The organism is Haloferula luteola, assembly GCF_014201715.1.
Classification (GTDB): Bacteria; Verrucomicrobiota; Verrucomicrobiia; order Verrucomicrobiales; family Akkermansiaceae; genus Haloferula; species Haloferula luteola.
In genome coordinates this window covers 124,632-142,691 of record NZ_JACHFD010000003.1, presented here as the reverse complement: position 1 = coordinate 142,691, position 18,060 = coordinate 124,632, and the positions used below count along the sequence as shown (strand labels likewise).

At 58.2% G+C, this 18,060-nt stretch carries 12 protein-coding genes; 7 read left to right on the top strand and 5 right to left on the bottom strand.

The window, feature by feature from the left end; genetic code table 11:
• Positions 1 to 29: 29 nt before the first annotated feature.
• From HNR46_RS04050 to HNR46_RS04035, 4 genes are all read left to right on the top strand, one after another.
• Positions 30 to 1,883, top strand: coding sequence for a DNA topoisomerase IV subunit B (locus HNR46_RS04050; RefSeq protein WP_184016055.1), 1,854 nt, complete (start codon positions 30 to 32; stop codon positions 1,881 to 1,883).
• 109 nt (positions 1,884 to 1,992) lie between these two features.
• The gene (locus HNR46_RS04045; protein WP_184016053.1) at positions 1,993 to 3,924 is read left to right on the top strand and encodes a phospho-sugar mutase; all 1,932 of its coding nucleotides are present in this window, start codon (positions 1,993 to 1,995) and stop codon (positions 3,922 to 3,924) included.
• A gap of 1 nt (position 3,925) precedes the next feature.
• On the top strand, positions 3,926 to 5,725 hold the full coding sequence (gene lnt / locus HNR46_RS04040; protein ID WP_184016051.1) for an apolipoprotein N-acyltransferase: 1,800 nt from the start codon (positions 3,926 to 3,928) through the stop codon (positions 5,723 to 5,725).
• A gap of 13 nt (positions 5,726 to 5,738) precedes the next feature.
• Positions 5,739 to 6,272, top strand: a complete 534-nt coding sequence (locus HNR46_RS04035) for a hypothetical protein (RefSeq protein WP_184016049.1) — start codon at positions 5,739 to 5,741, stop codon at positions 6,270 to 6,272.
• On the opposite strand, the gene HNR46_RS04030 is transcribed toward HNR46_RS04035, so the two are convergent.
• A complete protein-coding gene (locus tag HNR46_RS04030) occupies positions 6,248 to 7,504 on the bottom strand; it encodes a voltage-gated chloride channel family protein (RefSeq protein ID WP_184016047.1) in 1,257 nt (418 codons plus the stop codon). The two genes, HNR46_RS04035 and HNR46_RS04030, sit on opposite strands and share 25 nt — an antisense overlap.
• Positions 7,505 to 7,786: 282 nt before the next feature.
• On the opposite strand from HNR46_RS04030, the gene HNR46_RS04025 reads away from it, so the two are divergent.
• Positions 7,787 to 9,073: a PcfJ domain-containing protein gene (locus HNR46_RS04025; RefSeq protein ID WP_184016045.1), complete on the top strand. Its 1,287-nt coding sequence runs from the start codon at positions 7,787 to 7,789 to the stop codon at positions 9,071 to 9,073.
• A 40-nt stretch (positions 9,074 to 9,113) separates the two neighbouring features.
• On the opposite strand, the gene HNR46_RS04020 is transcribed toward HNR46_RS04025, so the two are convergent.
• A complete protein-coding gene (locus tag HNR46_RS04020; protein WP_184016043.1) occupies positions 9,114 to 9,668 on the bottom strand; it encodes an NUDIX hydrolase in 555 nt (184 codons plus the stop codon).
• Positions 9,669 to 9,887: 219 nt separating this feature from the next.
• On the opposite strand from HNR46_RS04020, the gene HNR46_RS04015 reads away from it, so the two are divergent.
• A complete protein-coding gene (locus HNR46_RS04015) occupies positions 9,888 to 11,735 on the top strand; it encodes an alpha-amylase family glycosyl hydrolase (RefSeq protein WP_184016042.1) in 1,848 nt (615 codons plus the stop codon).
• A complete protein-coding gene (locus HNR46_RS04010) occupies positions 11,732 to 12,937 on the top strand; it encodes an NAD(P)/FAD-dependent oxidoreductase (protein ID WP_184016041.1) in 1,206 nt (401 codons plus the stop codon). Before HNR46_RS04015 ends, HNR46_RS04010 begins: the two co-directional genes overlap by 4 nt.
• A gap of 454 nt (positions 12,938 to 13,391) precedes the next feature.
• Here the strand turns inward: HNR46_RS04010 and ppdK are convergent, their stop codons facing one another.
• The 3 genes from ppdK to HNR46_RS03995 form a co-directional block, all read right to left on the bottom strand.
• On the bottom strand, positions 13,392 to 16,217 hold the full coding sequence (ppdK, locus tag HNR46_RS04005; protein WP_184016040.1) for a pyruvate, phosphate dikinase: 2,826 nt from the start codon (positions 16,215 to 16,217) through the stop codon (positions 13,392 to 13,394).
• Between the two features lie 217 nt (positions 16,218 to 16,434).
• Positions 16,435 to 17,094 (bottom strand): lamin tail domain-containing protein, encoded by a 660-nt coding sequence (locus tag HNR46_RS04000; protein WP_184016038.1) that lies wholly within the window; start codon positions 17,092 to 17,094, stop codon positions 16,435 to 16,437.
• A gap of 171 nt (positions 17,095 to 17,265) precedes the next feature.
• Positions 17,266 to 17,922, bottom strand: a complete 657-nt coding sequence (locus HNR46_RS03995) for a PEP-CTERM sorting domain-containing protein (protein WP_184016036.1) — start codon at positions 17,920 to 17,922, stop codon at positions 17,266 to 17,268.
• Positions 17,923 to 18,060 lie beyond the last annotated feature (138 nt).

Here is an 18,060-nt window from a genome sequence, read left to right as displayed (position 1 = left end):
CTATCCCTTAACGAAACCGAAGGATTCGCATGGCTGACTACACCGAAGACGACATCAAGTCCCTGGACTGGCGGGAGCACATTCGCCTCCGCCCCGGAATGTACATCGGCAAGCTCGGCGATGGTTCGTCACCGGATGATGGCGTCTATATCCTGCTCAAGGAGGTGGTCGATAATTCGATCGACGAGCACATCATGGGGCACGGCAAGGAGATCCACATCGGGATCGACGACCGAGGACGGGTGGAGGTGCGTGACTTTGGACGCGGGATCCCGCTGGGGAAACTCTACGACTGTGCAGCCCAGATCAACACGGGGGCGAAGTACGACAGCGAAGCTTTCAAGAAGTCGGTGGGACTCAACGGTGTGGGGATCAAGGCGGTCAATGCCCTGTCCGGTTTTTTCGAGATCCAAGCTTGGCGTGATGGGAAAACCAAAGCCATTGAGTTCTCCAAGGGTGAGGTGGTCGAGGAGATGAAGACTCCCCGATCAGATGCCGGGCAGGCAGGAACGCGATTGGCGTTTGAGGTGGATCGGAGCATTTTCCCCGCACGGACCGGATTCAAGCCGGCCTACGTTGAGCGGATGTGCCGCTACTACAGCTACTTGAATCCCGGGCTGACCTTGGTGTTCAACGGTCGCAAATTCAAATCGAAGGATGGCTTGTTGGATTTGCTCCGCGAGGAGATGGAACACGAACCCCTTTACGGGCCGGTGCATCTCAAGGGCAAGGACATCGAGATTGCATTCACTCACACGGCGGAGAGTGGTGAGGAATACTATTCCTTCGTGAATGGCCAGAACACCACTCAAGGCGGAACTCACTTAGCGGCGTTTCGCGAGGCCATCGTGCAGGTGGTTCGCGGCTTCTTTAAGAAGCAGTATGACCCGTCCGACATCCGCGCAGGCCTGGAGGCTGCCTTGGTGGTGCGGATTGAGGAACCGGTCTTTGAATCGCAGACAAAGACCAAGCTTGGTTCTGCAACCGTGGCGCCGGAGGGAGAAACGCTGCGGACTTTCATCGTCAATTTCCTCAAAGAGCACCTCGACAACTACTTGCACCGCAATCCGCAAGCGGCGGAGGCGATGCAGAAACGCATTTTGGCGGCAGAGCGCGAACGCAAGGACATGAAGGGCATCCAGAAGATGGCCCGGGAACGCGCCAGGCAGGCGAAGGTGCACAACAAAAAGCTTCGGGACTGTCGTGCCCATCTCGACACCAAGCACAAGCTGCGTGAGGCGAGCACGCTGTTCATCACCGAGGGTGATTCGGCCTCTGGATCGATCACCAAGAGCCGCGATGTGGAAACTCAAGCGGTGTTCTCTTTGCGCGGCAAGCCGCTCAATACCTTTGGTTTGGGCAAGAAGGTGGTCTATGAGAATGAAGAATTTGCGCTTTTGCAGGCAGCTCTCGGAGTCGAGGAAGGAATTGAAGGTCTGCGTTACGCACGGGTCGTGATCGCCACTGATGCGGATGTCGACGGCATGCATATCCGATTGCTGCTGCTCACCTTCTTCCTGCAGTTCTTTCCGGAAGTGATTCGTGAAGGTCACCTGCACATTCTCCAAACGCCGCTGTTCCGGGTGCGCAACAAGAAGGAGACGATCTATTGTTACAGCGAGGAAGAACGAGTGGCTGCCTTAAAGAAACTGGGCAAGTCGGCCGAGATCACCCGGTTCAAGGGGCTGGGTGAAATCTCGCCGGACGAGTTCAAATTCATGATCGGGCCGGACATGCGCCTTGATCCCGTCGAGTTCGAGGAAGGTAAGGGCGTCAAGGAGTTGCTCACATTTTATATGGGTAAGAACACTCCGGATCGTCAGGATTATATCATCAAACACCTTCGCGAAGACGTCGACCGTCAGATCGGGGACGCGGCGTGACCTCTCGGGTGGCCGTGGTGATGGAATTGGTGGTCCCGTCGATTCCCTGCAATTTCCACGCAAGCGGGCATTGCCAGCGGGCAGGTCGGCTCTAGTATCCGAGCCCGACATGAGCGAACTTGCTGCCCTTCTCGACCAGGCCGTGTCGGCCGGAAATCTTCTCGAAAGCTCCCGCAAAAATATTGATCTCCTGCTTTCCGGAGCGGCTTCGCCAGTGGCGGAGGCGACGGTGCAGGAGCTCGCGCAGGGAGGCGAATGGCAGGAATTGAATGACCGGTTTTTCAAGACCCTTGCCTTTGGTACCGGTGGCCTGCGGGGCCGGACAATCGGCCGAAAGGTCACTTCAGTCGAACAGGGCAAAGGTGGCCCGAATGACCGTCCGGAGCACCCGTGCGTGGGAACGGCCTCGATGAACTTTTTCAACGTCTCCCGCGCCGTGCGTGGACTCATCGCCTATGTGAAGGCGCACGTGGGCAGCGGGCGGAAACCGAAGTTGGTGTTTGCCCATGACACGCGGCATTTCTCAAGGGATTTCGCCGAGTTCTGCGCGAAGACCGCATCGGAATTGGGTTGTGATGCTTGGCTTTTCGAAGATGCGCGATCGACCCCGCAGCTTTCCTTTACGATCCGTGAACTGCGCGCGGATGCCGGGGTGGTGTTGACAGCCAGTCACAACCCGTCACACGACAATGGTTTCAAGGCCTACTTCACCGACGGTGCCCAAATCGTCGAGCCGCACGCGACCGGGATCATCACGGAGGTGAATGCGATCGATAGCGAGAAGTTCGACGCGCTGCCGGAAGGAGAGCGCGGAACGGTGACGATTTTGGGTGCGGAAGCGGATCGCCGCTACATGGACCGACTCCGCTCGCTGTTGATGCAGCCTTCGTTGTTGGAAGGCAGCTCAACCAAGGTGGTGTTCACCAATCTCCATGGCACGGGGGGGCATATCTCGGTGCCGATGCTGAGGGAGCTGGGATTTGAGGTCCTCACAGTACCAGAACAAGATGTCCGCGATGGGCGCTTCCCGACGGTGAAATCCCCGAATCCGGAAAATGCGGAAGCGTTGGAGATGGGGGTGGCGCTGGCGGAAAAGGAAGCCGCCGAAATTGTGATCGGCACCGACCCGGACAGTGACCGGATGGGGGTGGTGGCACGAGACGGCTCGGGGACCATGCGCTTGCTGACCGGAAACCAGATTGGATCGTTGATGGCATGGTACCGGTGCAAGGCTGCTTTCGATATCGGTTGGCTCAACGACACCACCCGTGCTCGTGCCGTGTTGGTGAAAACCTTCGTGACCACCGAGTTGCAGAGTGCGATCGCCGCGAAATTTGGGATCGCCGTGGTGAATACGCTGACGGGATTCAAGTACATCGCCTCGAAACTGGGCAAGTATGAGGACGCCATTCCGGCGGACAAAAAGGGGGTGGACTATCGGGATCTCGATGAGGACACGACACGCAAGCTGCGATTGGAGTTTTCGCGATTCTTCCTGTTTGGGGGCGAGGAGAGCTACGGCTATCTCGGATGTGATTTTGTCCGCGATAAGGATGCGAACGGTGCCACCGTGATGTTTGCCGAAGTGGCGGCCTACGCGAAGTCGGTGGGATCGACTTTGCCTGATTTGCTCGATGAGATTTATTCGGAATTCGGCTATTTCCTTGAACAAGGGAAAGCGATGGTGATGGAGGGGGCTGATGGGGCTGCGAAGATTCAGGCTTTGGCGAAGTCCTACTCGGAGAACCCACCGATCGAGATCGATGGAGCGAAGGTCGAGAAGGTGCGGGATTTTGCCACGCAGACGATTTTCGATGAGGAAGGGGACGAGCTTCCCAAGGAAGGGATGCTGTTTGTTGATCTTGAGGACGGTCGATCCTTTGCCGTTAGACCTTCGGGAACCGAGCCCAAGATCAAGTTCTACCTGTTTGGGCGTTCTCAGCCTGGAGGGGAGTTGGCAGCTGCAAAAGCGGGAGTGACGGAAGGTTTGGCTCAACTGTGGGCCGCGATCGAGGCCGACGCGCAGGCGCGCATGGGCTGAGATGAAGCTCGGAAAGTCAGGACCGTGGCTGCGTCTGGTAGCCGCGGTGGCGAGCGGGGCGGGCAGTGCCTTGGTTTTGCCGCCGTATGATGGCGGAGGGCTGGTGTGGGTGGCATTGCTGCCCGCATTGCTCGCATTGTGGTCTTTGGAGGGACGGAGAGGCTGGAAAGGGTTCGGCTTGGGCTGGCTGATGGGTTTCAGCAGTTTCCTGATCAGTCTCCATTGGCTCACGGAAGTCAGCTCCGCAGGGTGGGTGGCACTGAGTACCTACCTTGCCCTCTTTCCAGCTCTTTGGGGAGCTTGGGTGGCCAAGGTCGTTCATCCGTGGATCGATCGCGCTCCGAAAGATGAGAGCCGGATTGCCATGAAGATGCGGCAGAAGGAGGTGGTGCGCGCAGGCCATTGGCAGGCTTCGTGGAAATCGCTGAGGATCGCGTTGAGTGCGGCGGCGGTCTGGTGCGTTCTGGAGTGGCTTCGTGGATGGCTGTTTACGGGATTCGGCTGGAATACGCTGGGGGTGGGATTCCATCGAACTCCGGTCATGGCGCAGTCGGCGGATCTGCTAGGGATTTGCGGCCTGGCGTTTGTGCCGGTGTTTTTGCAGGCTGTGATCGTGCAAACGGGTCGCCGATTGGTGGCGGAGGCCCGGGCGGGAAAGCTGAGACCCCACATCGACTTCGGGGTGGCCGCGGTTTTGGTGGCACTCTCGTTTTGCTACGGTGTTTGGCGTTTGAGTCGCGAGGGGAAAGGGGACTCGATTCGCCTTCAGGCGCTTTTGGTTCAGCTCGACATTCCGCAGGAGGCAGCGCGGCGCTTGTGGACATCCGAGGAGATCCATTTTGGTTATGAAGATGAAACTCTAGCGGGACTGAAACAGGTCGAGGCGGCCAATGAGGCAAAAATTCGCGCTGCTCAGGAAGGCGAGTTGGTGGAGCTGGCACGTCCGGATTGGATCCTGTGGCCCGAGGTGTCACTCGACGGGCGGATTCTGCGAGATAACGAGGGGGCCTGGGCCACTTGGCAAGAAAACCTGGATACGTGGTCGGTGGTGAACCCTGATGGGGAATTCACTTTGGTGTTAGGGCTGCTCGAAGAAGAGGGCGTTCGCTTGGGTGACCAACTTGTAAGGAAGGAAGACGGCCGAGTGTGGAACTCTCTGGTGATGTTGCAGCCTGGCGGGGCGATGCAGACCTTTCGCAAACATCACTTGGTGGTGTTTGGGGAATACATCCCATGGGTGGAGGAGCTACCCTTTCTGCGCAAAATCTACGAGCAGCAGTCGGGTGCTCAGTATGCGGGGGCCATTTCGAAAGGGGTGTCGCTGGAGCCATTGTCCGCGCAGGTGAACGGTGAAGAATTCGGGGTGATCCCTTCGGTCTGTTTTGAGGATACCGTGCCCCGCTTGTTGCGGAAGTTTGTGCGTGGCGGTCCTCAGGTGATCGTGAATGTGACCAATGATGGTTGGTTCAAGGACAGTCCAGCGGCGGCTCAGCATTTCGCGAATGCCCGGTTTCGGGCGATCGAATTGCGACGGCCCATGGTGCGTTGTGCGAACACGGGGGTGAGCGCGGCCATCGATACCCGGGGCAGCACGGTCAATCCCACCACTGGCACGGTTCAGGAACTGCGCGACGAACAAGGGAGCCATTTGACGCGCGGGTCATTGCTGGTGGAGGTGGAGATCCCCAAGCATCCGTCGTTTTCGCTGTATGCGGTCGTGGGTGATTCCGGTGTTTTGGCGCTGGGGTTGTTGGGATTGGTGGTCGGAGGATGGGTGAACCGAAGCGAGGTTTTGGCTTAGAAAGTTCCAACAAATGAGAGATTCGGGCGGTGTTGAGAACGGTTGGCGGGCACGGCACCGCACCGGCCGTCTCGCCCGCGTGCTGTTGGGATTGGGATGGGCGCTATTTGCGGTGATGCAGGTACTGCCATTGTTTGATGACACCCACTCGATCAGAGGGACCCGAACGGATTGGGGTTATCAGTTGTGGCTCGAGATTTTCAAAATGCTCCGATATCCTGCCTCGCTTGAGGCAAGGGATGGAATTTCACTGAGCGGGTATCTCCTCGCGATGTTGTGTGTTCTCGTGGCGCCATTTGCCGTGAAATTGTTGCAGAGTTCGCGGCTTCTCTGGTGGATGTTTTTTATGGCCATGGGGATCTCCACCTTGGCGTTTTCAGTCCTGACCGCGAGTTCGCTGATGAATGCCGTGGTCCTCGATGATGGCTTTAGGATTCGTCTGGGAACCTTGGCTTTGCTGACGTTCCCGTATTTTTCGCTGGCGGGACTTCTGGTCTTGCGGGGTCGGCGGCCAAAGTCCACTCAGGAGCCTTCGGAGTCGCTGTGAAATTTCGGCACGGCCAAACGCTGGGAGGCGTAGATGCCGCTATGGCCGCTGAAGCGGTAGGCAATGATGCAAGCGGCGGCGAGATAAAGACCATTGCCAGCGCCGAACAATTCCATGCCCATCAGGGTGGAAGCCAATGGCGTGTTGGTCGCGGCCGCGAAGACGGCGACAAATCCGAGGGCTGCGAAGAGGTCCACCGGAGCTCCAAGAAGATGGGCGAGAGCATTTCCAAGTGCGGCACCGATGAAAAACAAGGGCGTGATCTCTCCTCCTTTGAAGCCCGCAGCAAGAGTTACGGCGGTGAAGGCGAGTTTCCACAGCCAAGCGCTGGCGGGGATCTCGGCGGAGGAAAAGAAGGCGGGCAAAGTGATCGCTTCGGGCCGATTGCCGAGCACGCCGAGGCCGAGGTAGTCGGGTGTCCCTGCAAGGAAGAAGAGGACGATGACGACCAGTCCACCGACCGCAGGACGCCATTCCGGCCGAGGGATCAACTGCGTGAGCCACTTGCCAAGTCGATGCATGAGCCAGGCGAAAAGTGCTCCCGTGAGTCCGAAGGCGACAGCGGAAAGCAGTACTTTGCCGATGAGCAGCAGGTGAGGCTCGGGGCCGGTCACGGCAACGAAGTAGTGGGCATGACCCACGCCCCACGATCGACAGGTCCAATCGGCGACCAAGGAGGCCAGAAAGCACGGGACGAGGGCATCATACTGCATGCGGCCAATGACGAGGACCTCCAGGGCGAAAACCGCGCCAGCAATGGGGGTGCCGAACACGGAACCGAAGCCTGCTGCCACGCCAGCCATGAGCAGGATTCGCAGACTGGCAGCGTCCATCCGTAGGGCCTTTCCAAAGGCAGCTGCGACGCTTCCCCCCATTTGCACGGCGGTACCTTCGCGACCTGCAGAGCCTCCAAAGAGGTGCGTTACGAGAGTACCCAGCAAAACGAAGACTCCCATCCTCCGCGGCACGCCTGCGCCGGGTTCGTGGATCTCGTCCATGATCAGATTGTTGCCGCCGCCCGATTTGCCGCCGAAACGGTGGTAGAGGGTGCCTACGATGACTCCGGCAACAGGCAGCAGGTAGAGCAGCCATGGGAATTCGAATCGAACACGGGTCACGGCGTCGAGTGACCAGAGAAAAAGGGCGGATACCGAGCCGACCACCGCCGCCATCGGAAGAAGCAGAGCCAGCCATTTGAGCGCGGCGACCGGTTGGAAGGGCGGACGGATCATGGGGCGGGAGGGATTCTTGGACTCGCGACGAAGCGAGGGAACTCTGAAATGCGGAAAGGGTCGATGCAAGGGTTCGTCCTCAAGCGGACCCAGCAATGCAGTTGGTCGGGCTTGCCTTGGAGCGAAGAGTAAGTTAGACCATCGGGACCATGTTCATGGTGAAAGGTCATTCCTGATGAGAAAGCGACTGCGGTGATTCCGCGAGTCGCTGGGTTGTACGTGCGCGATCGCGCACGTGCCTGAAATGCATTGCCGGAAATTCCGGTGCTTCTCATCTTGAATATGTCAACGTGCCTTCGTTGGAAGGAGGCAGCGATGCTGGAGGCTGTGGTTCGCGGAGAACCATGGGTCGCTGCTGACATCCACTCTCTTGCTCTTCGCCGCCATGCGCGGCAATGGAACACCATTTTTCGCCAATCAAGCGATTGGGATTCGCTTCGGGAACCTTGCATCCGATTGCTTCGCTCCTTGGTGCTCCGATCCCATTTGTTGCATCAACCCGATTTCCCGGCAGCAACCGGAGCAGCGATGCTGTTGCGTTGTGCCGCCTATGAGCCTGAGTGGGCTCGTGATCCGCTTTCCTGGGAGGGAGCGGAACGAGGTTCGGTGGCGGATACCATGGGAGGATTCTTGCGTCATCTTTGGCAGGAGTGGCCAGTTCCTAGCGGATTCCAGAGCGTGTGGTGGGAACGAGGTTCCCTGCGCTGTCCCTCTCGCGATTGGTTTTGTGCCCTGGCTCAAGGTCGCAGCCTTCGAAAGTTAGAAAGCTTTCCCCGAGAAATCAGCAACCGCGCGCTCCACGCGGCTCTCCAAGCACCCCCGAACTTGTCGATGGCCCAAGCGATTCGATGGGGGCAAATGAAGGTGTTGGGAGCACCGGAGCAGTTTGTTGAACGAGTCCTTCACTCCTCGATGGTTGGAGACTTTCTCCATGAAGCGGTTTGGTCGCGGCTGTTGCAAAAGTGGTCGGCCGCGGGATCGGCTGGATCGTTCGAGTGGGTGGCGGAAATCCTGCAACTCCAACTGGCGATGGGGAGGGATGCCTACGTCCATGAACTTCTGCGCTTGCCGATGAGCGATCTGCTCCGGTGTTGTCGTGAACATTGGCGTCTCTTGGCTCAGTCCCTGGGCCGGGAATCCGAATTGGAGAACGAAACGGCGCTTGAGGATGTCGCCATCCGACGCAGCTTGCGGAATCGCAGTCGAGCCCGCTGGTCTCCAATGTCAGGGCTGCTGGAGTTTGAATACCGGGAGTCCGTGCGGTCATGGAGGGGAACGACCATCCGCTTTGAGGAGCGGTTGTCACTTCTCGAACTGGAGCATGAGGCTCGTGAACTCAGGCACTGCGTCGCAGGCTATTGGCGAAAATGTTTGTCGGGAAGGTCGGCGATTTTCTCATGTGTGAGCGAGATCGACGGATGCGAGAAGCGCTTGTTGACGCTCGAAGTCGAGGTGCCGCAGCGGCGGGTCATCCAGGTGCGAGGCTATCGGAATCGGGCTCCGATGGCTGTGGAGTGGCGATGGGTGACGGCCTGGGCACGACGACAGGGGTTCCAGATCGCGGTCTGAAGTGAGTCGGCAAGATGAGCACGAACCCGGAATGAGGCGATCAGGCGATGCCTGGTTGGATGTTTTGACACTTCTCCAACATGCGAAGCATCGAAGTTTCCTGGACTCGCTGGGGTACTTCCGAAAGAGGGACCCAACTCAGGTCATGGGACTCTTCGCTGACTGTGTAGGACTCATCGCCTGTCGCGAGAAGTAGGTAGCGGACATCGTAGTGAAAATGCGCGGGCTCGCTGGCCCTGGCGGGAATCGGGTGGATATCGAGGTCGAAAATCCCTGGGAGGACGAGTTCAAAGTCATGGAGGCCCGATTCTTCACGCGCCTCACGAAGGGCGACTGCGAGGACGTCAGGATCCCCGTCCGCATGGCCACCGAGCTGCAGCCAGCGATTCAGTTTGCGATGGTGGGTGAGAAGAACTCGTTGTTGGTCGGAACTGAGAATCCACGCCGAGCCTGTGACATGGCCTTTTGAAAGATGGCGTTCAAAGCAATCGGGCTCGGCTTCGACGAATTGACGAAATGGTCCCACGGTTTCGGCCTCGGCGGGATGGCGAGAAAAGTAGGTTTCAAGGGCGTCGAGCAGGGGCTGGCGGTGCATGGTTTCATTCTTTCCGCTGGGGGGGAACTGGCAAGATTCAAGGCTCGATCGGTGGACGACGGAAGGGGCATCATTCATCCTGCGATAGGGCAAAATGCCGCGTGGGATTCGGGCTTTTTGCGCGGGGGTGGAGGGAGGTGCTGAGCTTGAGAAAGCAGGATCAAGCACTTGGGAGGTTCGTAAGGCTGGCATTCGGCAGGCTGGAAGTACGGCACTACCATGAAATCCACATTGGAGCTCGAAGGAGCGGACGTTGGGGCATTATCGACAGAAAACGAGCAGCTTCCACAGGCTCGTGGTGAAGGTTTGGGAGCTCTTGTTCGAGAGCAAGGTGTCGATTTTCGAGTGTGGGCACCCTACGCCGAGCAGGTGTGGGTCACGGGGGACTTTTGTGATTGGGCTGACCCGGGAATGGAGTTGGTGGGGGAGGATGCCGGCCATTGGTCTGGGTGGGTGCCAGAGGCGGCTGAGGGGCAAGCGTACAAATTCCGGCTGAAGAACGGCGAACACTGTTTGCTGAAGGCGGATCCCCGTGCCCGTGTGGTCGATCCGCATACGGGGAATTCGAAGATCTACCGTGATCAATTTGATTGGGAAGGCGTCGAGTTCGAGGCTCCTCTTTTGAACGAAGTGGTGATCTACGAGTTGCATATTGGGACCTTTGCTCCTGAGGGGGAACACGCGGATGGAACCTTTGACGATGTCATCGGCAAGCTCGACAAGTTAGTTGAGTTAGGGGTCAACGCGATTGAGTTGATGCCACCGACCCAATTCCCCGGAATGCATTCTTGGGGCTACAACGTGAATCATCCGTTTGCCGTAGAAGACAGTTACGGCGGTCCCGATGGATTGAAGCGACTGGTCAAGGAGTCCCATCGGCGGGGTATCGCGGTGATTCTGGATGTGGTCTACAATCACTTTGGTCCCTCAGAGCTGGATCTGTGGCAGTTCGATGGGTGGAGCGAAAATGGCAAGGGTGGGATCTACTTCTATAACGACTGGAGATCCAAGACCCCATGGGGTGATACGCGCCCTGACTATGGACGGCCAGAGGTGCGCCAATACCTTCGCGACAATGCCTTGATGTGGGTGGAGGAGTTCCGAGTCGATGGATTGCGTTTGGATGCTGTGGCCTTCATTCGCACCGTGGATGTCGAGGTGCCCGAGCCAGAGGAAATCCCAGAAGGCTGGCAAGTGATGCAGTGGATCAACAAGGACCTGAAGCTGCACTCGTCACGCGTCTACTCGATTGCTGAAGACATTGGCGACAATCGGGCGCTGACGACTTGGATTGATCAAGGGGGTGGGGGTTTTGATACTCAATGGGAGCAAGGTTTCGTGTTTCCCTTGAAAGAGATGATTGAGTGTCCCGATGATGCTGGGAGAGATGCGGATCGAGTGGCGGAAGCGATCGGTCACGCCCCCGAAGGAGATGTTTTCCGGAGGGTGGTCTTTCTTGAGAGCCACGACATGGTGGCCAACGGGAGAAGTCGTACGACGAGCGGGATTGATGGTGAGGCCCCACAGGGGGAATGGGCCCAACGGCGGGCGCTTTTGGGAGCGGCGATTCCGATGACCTCACCGGGAGTTCCGATGTTATTCCAAGGGCAGGAGTTCTTGGAAGATGGGGCTTTTGACGATCACGAGCCTCTGGATTGGTCGAAAGCCGAGCGATTTGAAGGCATTCGGGCGGCCTTCAGAGATCTCATCCGCCTGCGGAGAAATTTGGACATGCAGACTCGCGGACTCTGCGGCCAGCACACTGAGTTCACCCGTGTTGATGCCGAATCGAAGGTGCTCGGCTGGCATCGATGGGACGAAGGCGGGCCGGGCGACAGCACGATGGTGGTGATGAATTTGACCGCTCAATCTTATGACTTCTACGAACTTCCATTTCCTGCGCCGGGATCATGGAAGGTCCGATTCAATGCGGATTGGGAAGGCTACAGCGAGGCCTTCAGTGATGTCGGGGAACCTGCGATCGAGGTTGCGGAGAATCATCTGGGAGCGCTGCCATTGCCGGCCTACGGGTTCATGATTTTGAGTCAGGAACGGGTCGAAGAATGAACCTGACCTCAGAACACCCGTATTGGGCCGTCAAGAATGGCATCCTCGGTGTTTATCCTTCGTTGGAGGGAAACACGAAGTGCGATGTCGCGGTGCTCGGAGCGGGAATCACCGGGGCAATTCTCGCCGAAGCTTTGTCGGCGGATGGTCATGACGTGGTCGTGCTGGACCGTCGAGATGTGTGCCATGGTAGCACGAGCGCCAGCACGGCTTTGCTACAGTATGAGATCGATACCCACTTGATCGATCTTATGGAGAGGCATGGTCGAGAGCGCGCCGAGCGTGCATATCTGGCGTGCCATCGGAGCATCGACTTGCTGGAGGATCGAATTCAGTTGCTTGGGCTTCGAGACGACTGTGGATTTGCGCGCAAGGACAGTGTGTACCTCGCCTCACAGGAAAGGGATGTCGATGTCCTGAGGCGCGAAGCTGTGGCCCGGCGGAAGATTGGAATTGATGTCGATACCTGGGCCGCGAGCGAGGTGAAGGATCGGCTGGGATTGTCCCATCCACTGGCGTTGGCATCGACACAGGCTGCGGAGGTGGACGCGTATCGCCTCGCTCATGGCCTCCTAGCGGTGGCCGCTGGTCGAGGAGTTCGAATTTTGGATCGGACGGAGGTCACTGAGGTCACGCGCGATCGCTCGGGTAGCATGCACTTGGTGACGGACCGTGGGCATGTCGGCGCTCGATGGGTGGTGGTCGCCTCTGGATACGAGGCGGTGGAGTGTTTCGATGTGGGGAAGCTGGTATCTCTTCACCAGTCGTTCGCTCTGGCCAGTGAGCCGATGGCGCAGAGGTGGTGGAAAGACTGTCTGCTCTGGGAAAGTGCACGGCCCTACTTCTATCTCCGAACGGATCGCGATGGCCGGGCGATTTTGGGGGGAGAGGACGTCCCTTTTCGGCGACCGGGTGTGAGGGGAAAGGCGCTGTCGAAGAAGCTCGGAAAGTTGGAGAATCGATTCCGGAAGATGTTCCCGGAGTTGCCGATGGAGGTGGCTTACGGATGGGCGGGCACGTTTGGAGAGACTTCCGATGGCCTTGCCTATCTCGGAGAGAAGCCAGGAATGCCCGGTTGTCTTTTCGCCCTCGGTTACGGTGGTAACGGCATAACTTACAGCGTCATTGCGGGAGAAATCATCCGTGAGCGGATTCTCGGTAAGAAGCACGAGGATGACGAGGTGTTCGCCTTTGATCGTTGAGATGGAGGACCTCAAGAGACGAAAATCTGTGGAAGTGCGGGATCGGCCGAGGGGCAGAACGGGTGACGCGACAACTGCATTCGATGGGTGCGGCCTGCATCGAAGAGCGCAAGCTGCATGGTGGCCGAGGAGGATGCGCAAGGCGGACGTCGAAGTGAATATCTTCCGCTCCGCGTCTCAAGCGATTCACGATGGAAGAGTTCGAGAGCAGGTTGCTGGTTTCTTTGGGGGCATTGGAGCTTGGAAGTCCGCCCGCGTGCGATGTGAATAACCGGGGAACAACTCTTCAGGGCAGGGGAATGACAGATGGGAGTGGGGCTTCACGAAAGTCCGCTCAAGCCGTGTGCCACGACGATGGAAGTTAGGTGCCGTTGAAAAAAAAAGCCGCTCCGGAGTGAACCGGAACGGCTTTAGGGAAGTTACCCTCAGGTCCTAGGATCTAAGGGCGAAGGATTTACTTGGCCTTACGGGCCGCCTTCTTGGCGGTCTTCTTCTTGGTGGCCTTCTTGGCAACCGGAGCATCGCCGCTGTTGATCGCTGCTTGGGCAGCGGCAAGGCGGGCGACAGGCACGCGGTAAGGCGAGCAGGACACGTAGTTGAGACCGAGCTTGTGGCAGAAGGTGACCGACGATGGGTCACCACCGTGCTCACCGCAGATGCCGAGCTTGATGCCCGGGCGGGTGGCGCGGCCCTTGGCGGCGGCGATTTCCATCAGCTGGCCGACACCGGTGGCGTCGAGCGAAGCAAACGGATTCTTCGGATAGATGTCGTTCTCGGTGTAGCTGTTGAGGAACGAGCCCATGTCGTCGCGGCTGACGCCGAGAGCGGTTTGGGTCAGGTCGTTCGTGCCGAACGAGAAGAACTGAGCATACTCGGCGATCTCGTCGGCGGTGACGGCACCGCGTGGAACTTCGATCATGGTGCCGACCAGGTAGTCGAACTCGACGCCCTTGGCCTCCTTCACCTCCGCGGCGACGCGGTGGATGATTTCGACTTGGAGTTGAAGTTCGCGAGCATAGCCGACGAGCGGGACCATCACTTCCGGGTGGACCGGGATGTTCTTCTTCACGCACTGAGCAGCGGCTTCGAAGATGGCCTGAGCCTGCATCTCGGCGATTTCCGGATAGGAGATGGCGAGGCGGCAACCCCGGTGACCGAGCATCGGGTTGAACTCATGCAGGTCGTGAACGCGCTGCATGATGGTTTCCACCGGAATGCCAATCTTGTTGGCGAGGTCGAGTTGCTGCTCCTTGGTGTGGGGCAGGAATTCGTGGAGCGGCGGGTCCAGGAGACGGATGGTGGCCGGCTTGCCATCGAGGGCCTTGAAGATGCCGAAGAAGTCCTTGCGCTGGTGCGGGAGGAGTTTCTTGAGGGCCTTGCGACGGTTCACTTCGTTGTCGGCCAGAATCATTTCGCGCATCGCGTCGATGCGGTCACCTTCGAAGAACATGTGTTCGGTCCGGGTGAGGCCAATGCCTTCGGCTCCGAAAGCAACGGCATTCTTCACTTGCTCTGGAGTGTCGGCATTGGTGCGGACACCCATTTTGGTGGCCTTGGAGCACCATTCCATGAGCTGGACGAAGTTTTGGAACTTCTCGGTCTTCTGCGCAGCCTTGTTGTTGCTGATGAGGCCGGTGATGATTTCCGAAGGAGCGGTGGCGACTTCGCCGCCGTAAACGACGCCAGTGGTGCCATCGATGGAGAGGAAGTCTCCTTCCTTGAAGGACTCGCCGCTGGCCTTGACGGTTTTCTTCTCGTAATCGATCTCCACGGCGGAAGCGCCACAGATGCAGACTTTACCCATTTGGCGGGCGACGAGAGCGGCGTGGGAGGAAACCCCGCCACGGGAGGTGAGAATGCCTTCGGCAGCGATCATGCCGCGAAGGTCTTCCGGAGAGGTTTCGACGCGAACGAGGAGCACCTTCTCACCCTTTTGGGCAGCCGCGGCAGCGCGATCGGCGTTGAGATAGATTTTGCCCGAAGCGGCACCCGGACCGGCGGGCAGACCCTTGGCGATCTCCTTGGCTTTCTTGATTTCGGCAGCGTCGAAGACGGGAGCCAGAAGTTGGTCCAGCTGATCGGCCGGGTTGCGAAGGACAGCCGTTTGCCAGGTGATGAGTTTTTCTTTCACCATGTCGGCAGCGAACTTCAGAGCGGCGGCAGCGGTGCGCTTGCCGTTCCGGGTTTGAAGCATGAACAGCTTGCCATCCTGAATGGTGAACTCGACGTCCTGAACGTCGGTGAAGTGCTTTTCAAGGATTTGGCGAACCTTGAGGAGATCCTTGTAGGCCTGGGGCAGGGCTTGAGCCATTCCGGCAACCGGATCGGGCGTACGAACGCCGGCGACGACGTCTTCGCCTTGGGCGTTGACGAGGAATTCACCGTAGAGCTCGTTTTCACCGTTGGCCGGGTTACGAGTGAAGGCCACCCCGGAACCGGAGTTCGGGCCGGTGTTACCGAAGACCATGGCCTGCACGTTGACGGCGGTGCCCCATTCAGCAGGGATGCCATACTTGCGGCGATAGACGATCGCGCGGTCATTCATCCAGGAACCGAACACGGCACCAGCAGCGCCTTCCAACTGCTCCCACGGATCTTCCGGGAAGCCCTTGCCGGTGCGCTCTTTGACGAGGGCCTTGAAACGCTTGACCATTTCTTGGTTGTCCTCGGCGGTGAGGTCGGAATCGACGATGTCCTTGCCGTAAACTTCGTGTTTGAAGGCTTCGATGACTTCTTCGAATGGCTCGTGGTCTTCTCCTTCACGCTTTTGCACACCGAGCACCACGTCACCATACATTTGGATGAAGCGGCGGTAGCAGTCCCAAGCGAAACGCTCGTTGTCGGTGGCCTTGGCGAGAGCTTTGACGGTTTTGTCGTTGAGGCCAAGGTTGAGGACGGTGTCCATCATGCCCGGCATGGAGTCGCGGGCGCCGGAACGGACGGCGACGAGGAGCGGGAAGCCCTCGGAATCACCGAACTTGTAGCCCATGATCTTCTCCATGTTGGCGACACCGGCCTCCATTTGGGCGCGCAGTGTCTTCGGGTAAGTACGCTTGTTGGCGTAGTAGTAGGTGCAGACCTCGGTGGTGATGGTGAACCCGGAAGGCACCGGAAGACCGATGAGGGTCATTTCTGCGAGGTTGGCGCCCTTGCCGCCAAGGAGTTCCTTCATTTTCCCGTGGCCGTCGGCCTTGCCGTTGCCCCAGGTGTAAACGTATTTCGGGCCCTTGGAGGCCGCCTTGGGTGCCGCTTTCTTGGCGGTCTTTTTGCGTGTAGCCATCGTTAGTCTCGGTGGATGAGGTTTGCGTCGTCGAGGCCGATTTCAGCACGCAAATGCCGTCGCGTGCCCCGGCGAGGACGCGCGGAGCTTAGGAATCGCGAATCTTGTGTCAATGAACGAGTTCCGGTGCTTGACACGGAAATCCCCTTGAAACGGCGAAAAATGCCCCGGATGTCCACCAGAATCCGGTTCCAGCATGGTTTCGCGGACAGGAGTGTCAGCGCTGACGCCGATAACCCAAGAGCACTCCGAGAACGCTCAAAAGGGCCAATGAGGGCTCGGGCACCGCTGCTGTTGGGGTGGCGGAAGGGGCGGGGGAGGGAGAGAATTCAAGAATACTCGCGGTGCTTCCGCCTGGGGTGTCGCGGGTAAATCCAGCGGGAAAGAAGGAGCCATCGGGGCCAATGGAGATGGAAGGCGTGATCAAGGTATCGCCCGCAATGTTCGCCATGTCGCCCGCACCTCCATCGGTCATGTAAACGATGTCTTCAGAGCCCCCGAGCGAGTCGACCAGTTGGATCGTGACGGAGCTGTTTTCAATCGAAAGACTGGAGTCGAGAAGATCTGGATTGATGCCGTAGTCGGTGACAAATTCATCGTTGCCGATGAGAAAGTATCCTCCGGGTTGAATGATTCCTACGGTGATCGAGACGGTTCCGTCGAGGCTCCCAAGGGAGGCTCCGGCATCGCTTTCGTAGAGGCGGATTTCCCAGCCACTCAGGTCGATCGGAGAGCCTCCGGTGTTGTAGAGTTCGATGAACTCCGCATCCGCTCCGGTGGTGGATGCCATCACTTCATTTAGAACGACCGCGCCGTGAGCGGAGAGCGAGGTGAAGGCGAGGGCGAGGGCGAGTAGGATTGGATTTTCGATCTTCATGGGAGTCTTTGGCTGCATGGTTTGGCCGCACTGAACGAAGGACGCTCGTGGGCTAACCGTGGACAAAGCATCCTGCCTGCCAAATGAGTTCTGTTCCTTGATATTTAGAGAGATAAAAAGGCGCCAGGTTCGAAACCTGGCGCCTTTTTGAGGAAGTGATGGAAGATCTGATCAGCGGCGACGACGCATCAAACCAAGAAGTCCGAGTCCTCCGAGAAGGGCGAAAGTGGGCTCTGGGACGGGAACGGCATTGATCTGAAGGTTATCAATGCGGTTGTTACCCGAAGTTGAAGAGGCGCCGGTAAGAGTGTAGCGGAAAGTGACCGATGATGCTCCATCAAGGGTGTCTTCCGATGAAAAGTCGACCGTTTGGAGGGCGAACGTGCTGCTATTGCTGGCGGTATTGATGGCGAGATCGAAGTAGTTGATTCCGTCGATGCTGTATGACCAAATTCCTGAATTGAATCCCGTGCCTGTTCCCCGCGTAGAGAAGGTGATGACAGGATCCGAGTAGTCCGTCAGGTTCACACCGATCTCAATGAAGCTGCCGTTGCCGATATTCCCGACCAAACTCAGAGACTCTTCTGAAGGGTCAGAATCGAGCGCGTTGAGGGTCGTACCGCCAAAGTCATCGACAGTTCCTGTCCAGTTGGAGAGATCAAGGCTTCCACTCCCTTGATCCGCGCTGATGGAAGTAGGGACTCCTCCCGATCCTGGAGTGGACGCCGTCGAAATCGACAGGCCGTTAAAGTTCCAGTAGGAGACCAAGGCCCCTTGGGCACTGAGGGCGGCCGCAATGCTAGCGACTACCGTGAGCTGAAGTTTCATGGACTTGAATTAGGTGTGGAGAATTCGAACTGATCGACCAAGAGGGGGTATTCTCTAGTCGCAACTCGAAAAACAGCAGGTCGAGTGCCATTTGTTCATTGGAAACATGTTCCAAAATGGTCACTCGACCTCCAATTC

Excerpts from the sequence above, each read along its gene's own strand:
- HNR46_RS04050 (WP_184016055.1), top strand. The coding sequence starts at position 30 with ATGGCTGACTACACCGAAGACGACATCAAGTCCCTGGACTGGCGGGAG.
- HNR46_RS04045 (WP_184016053.1), top strand. The coding sequence starts at position 1,993 with ATGAGCGAACTTGCTGCCCTTCTCGACCAGGCCGTGTCGGCCGGAAAT.
- lnt (WP_184016051.1), top strand. The coding sequence starts at position 3,926 with ATGAAGCTCGGAAAGTCAGGACCGTGGCTGCGTCTGGTAGCCGCGGTG.
- HNR46_RS04035 (WP_184016049.1), top strand. The coding sequence starts at position 5,739 with ATGAGAGATTCGGGCGGTGTTGAGAACGGTTGGCGGGCACGGCACCGC.
- HNR46_RS04030 (WP_184016047.1), bottom strand. The coding sequence starts at position 7,504 with ATGATCCGTCCGCCCTTCCAACCGGTCGCCGCGCTCAAATGGCTGGCT.
- HNR46_RS04025 (WP_184016045.1), top strand. The coding sequence starts at position 7,787 with ATGTCAACGTGCCTTCGTTGGAAGGAGGCAGCGATGCTGGAGGCTGTG.
- HNR46_RS04020 (WP_184016043.1), bottom strand. The coding sequence starts at position 9,668 with ATGCACCGCCAGCCCCTGCTCGACGCCCTTGAAACCTACTTTTCTCGC.
- HNR46_RS04015 (WP_184016042.1), top strand. The coding sequence starts at position 9,888 with ATGAAATCCACATTGGAGCTCGAAGGAGCGGACGTTGGGGCATTATCG.
- HNR46_RS04010 (WP_184016041.1), top strand. The coding sequence starts at position 11,732 with ATGAACCTGACCTCAGAACACCCGTATTGGGCCGTCAAGAATGGCATC.
- ppdK (WP_184016040.1), bottom strand. The coding sequence starts at position 16,217 with ATGGCTACACGCAAAAAGACCGCCAAGAAAGCGGCACCCAAGGCGGCC.
- HNR46_RS04000 (WP_184016038.1), bottom strand. The coding sequence starts at position 17,094 with ATGAAGATCGAAAATCCAATCCTACTCGCCCTCGCCCTCGCCTTCACC.
- HNR46_RS03995 (WP_184016036.1), bottom strand. The coding sequence starts at position 17,922 with ATGAAACTTCAGCTCACGGTAGTCGCTAGCATTGCGGCCGCCCTCAGT.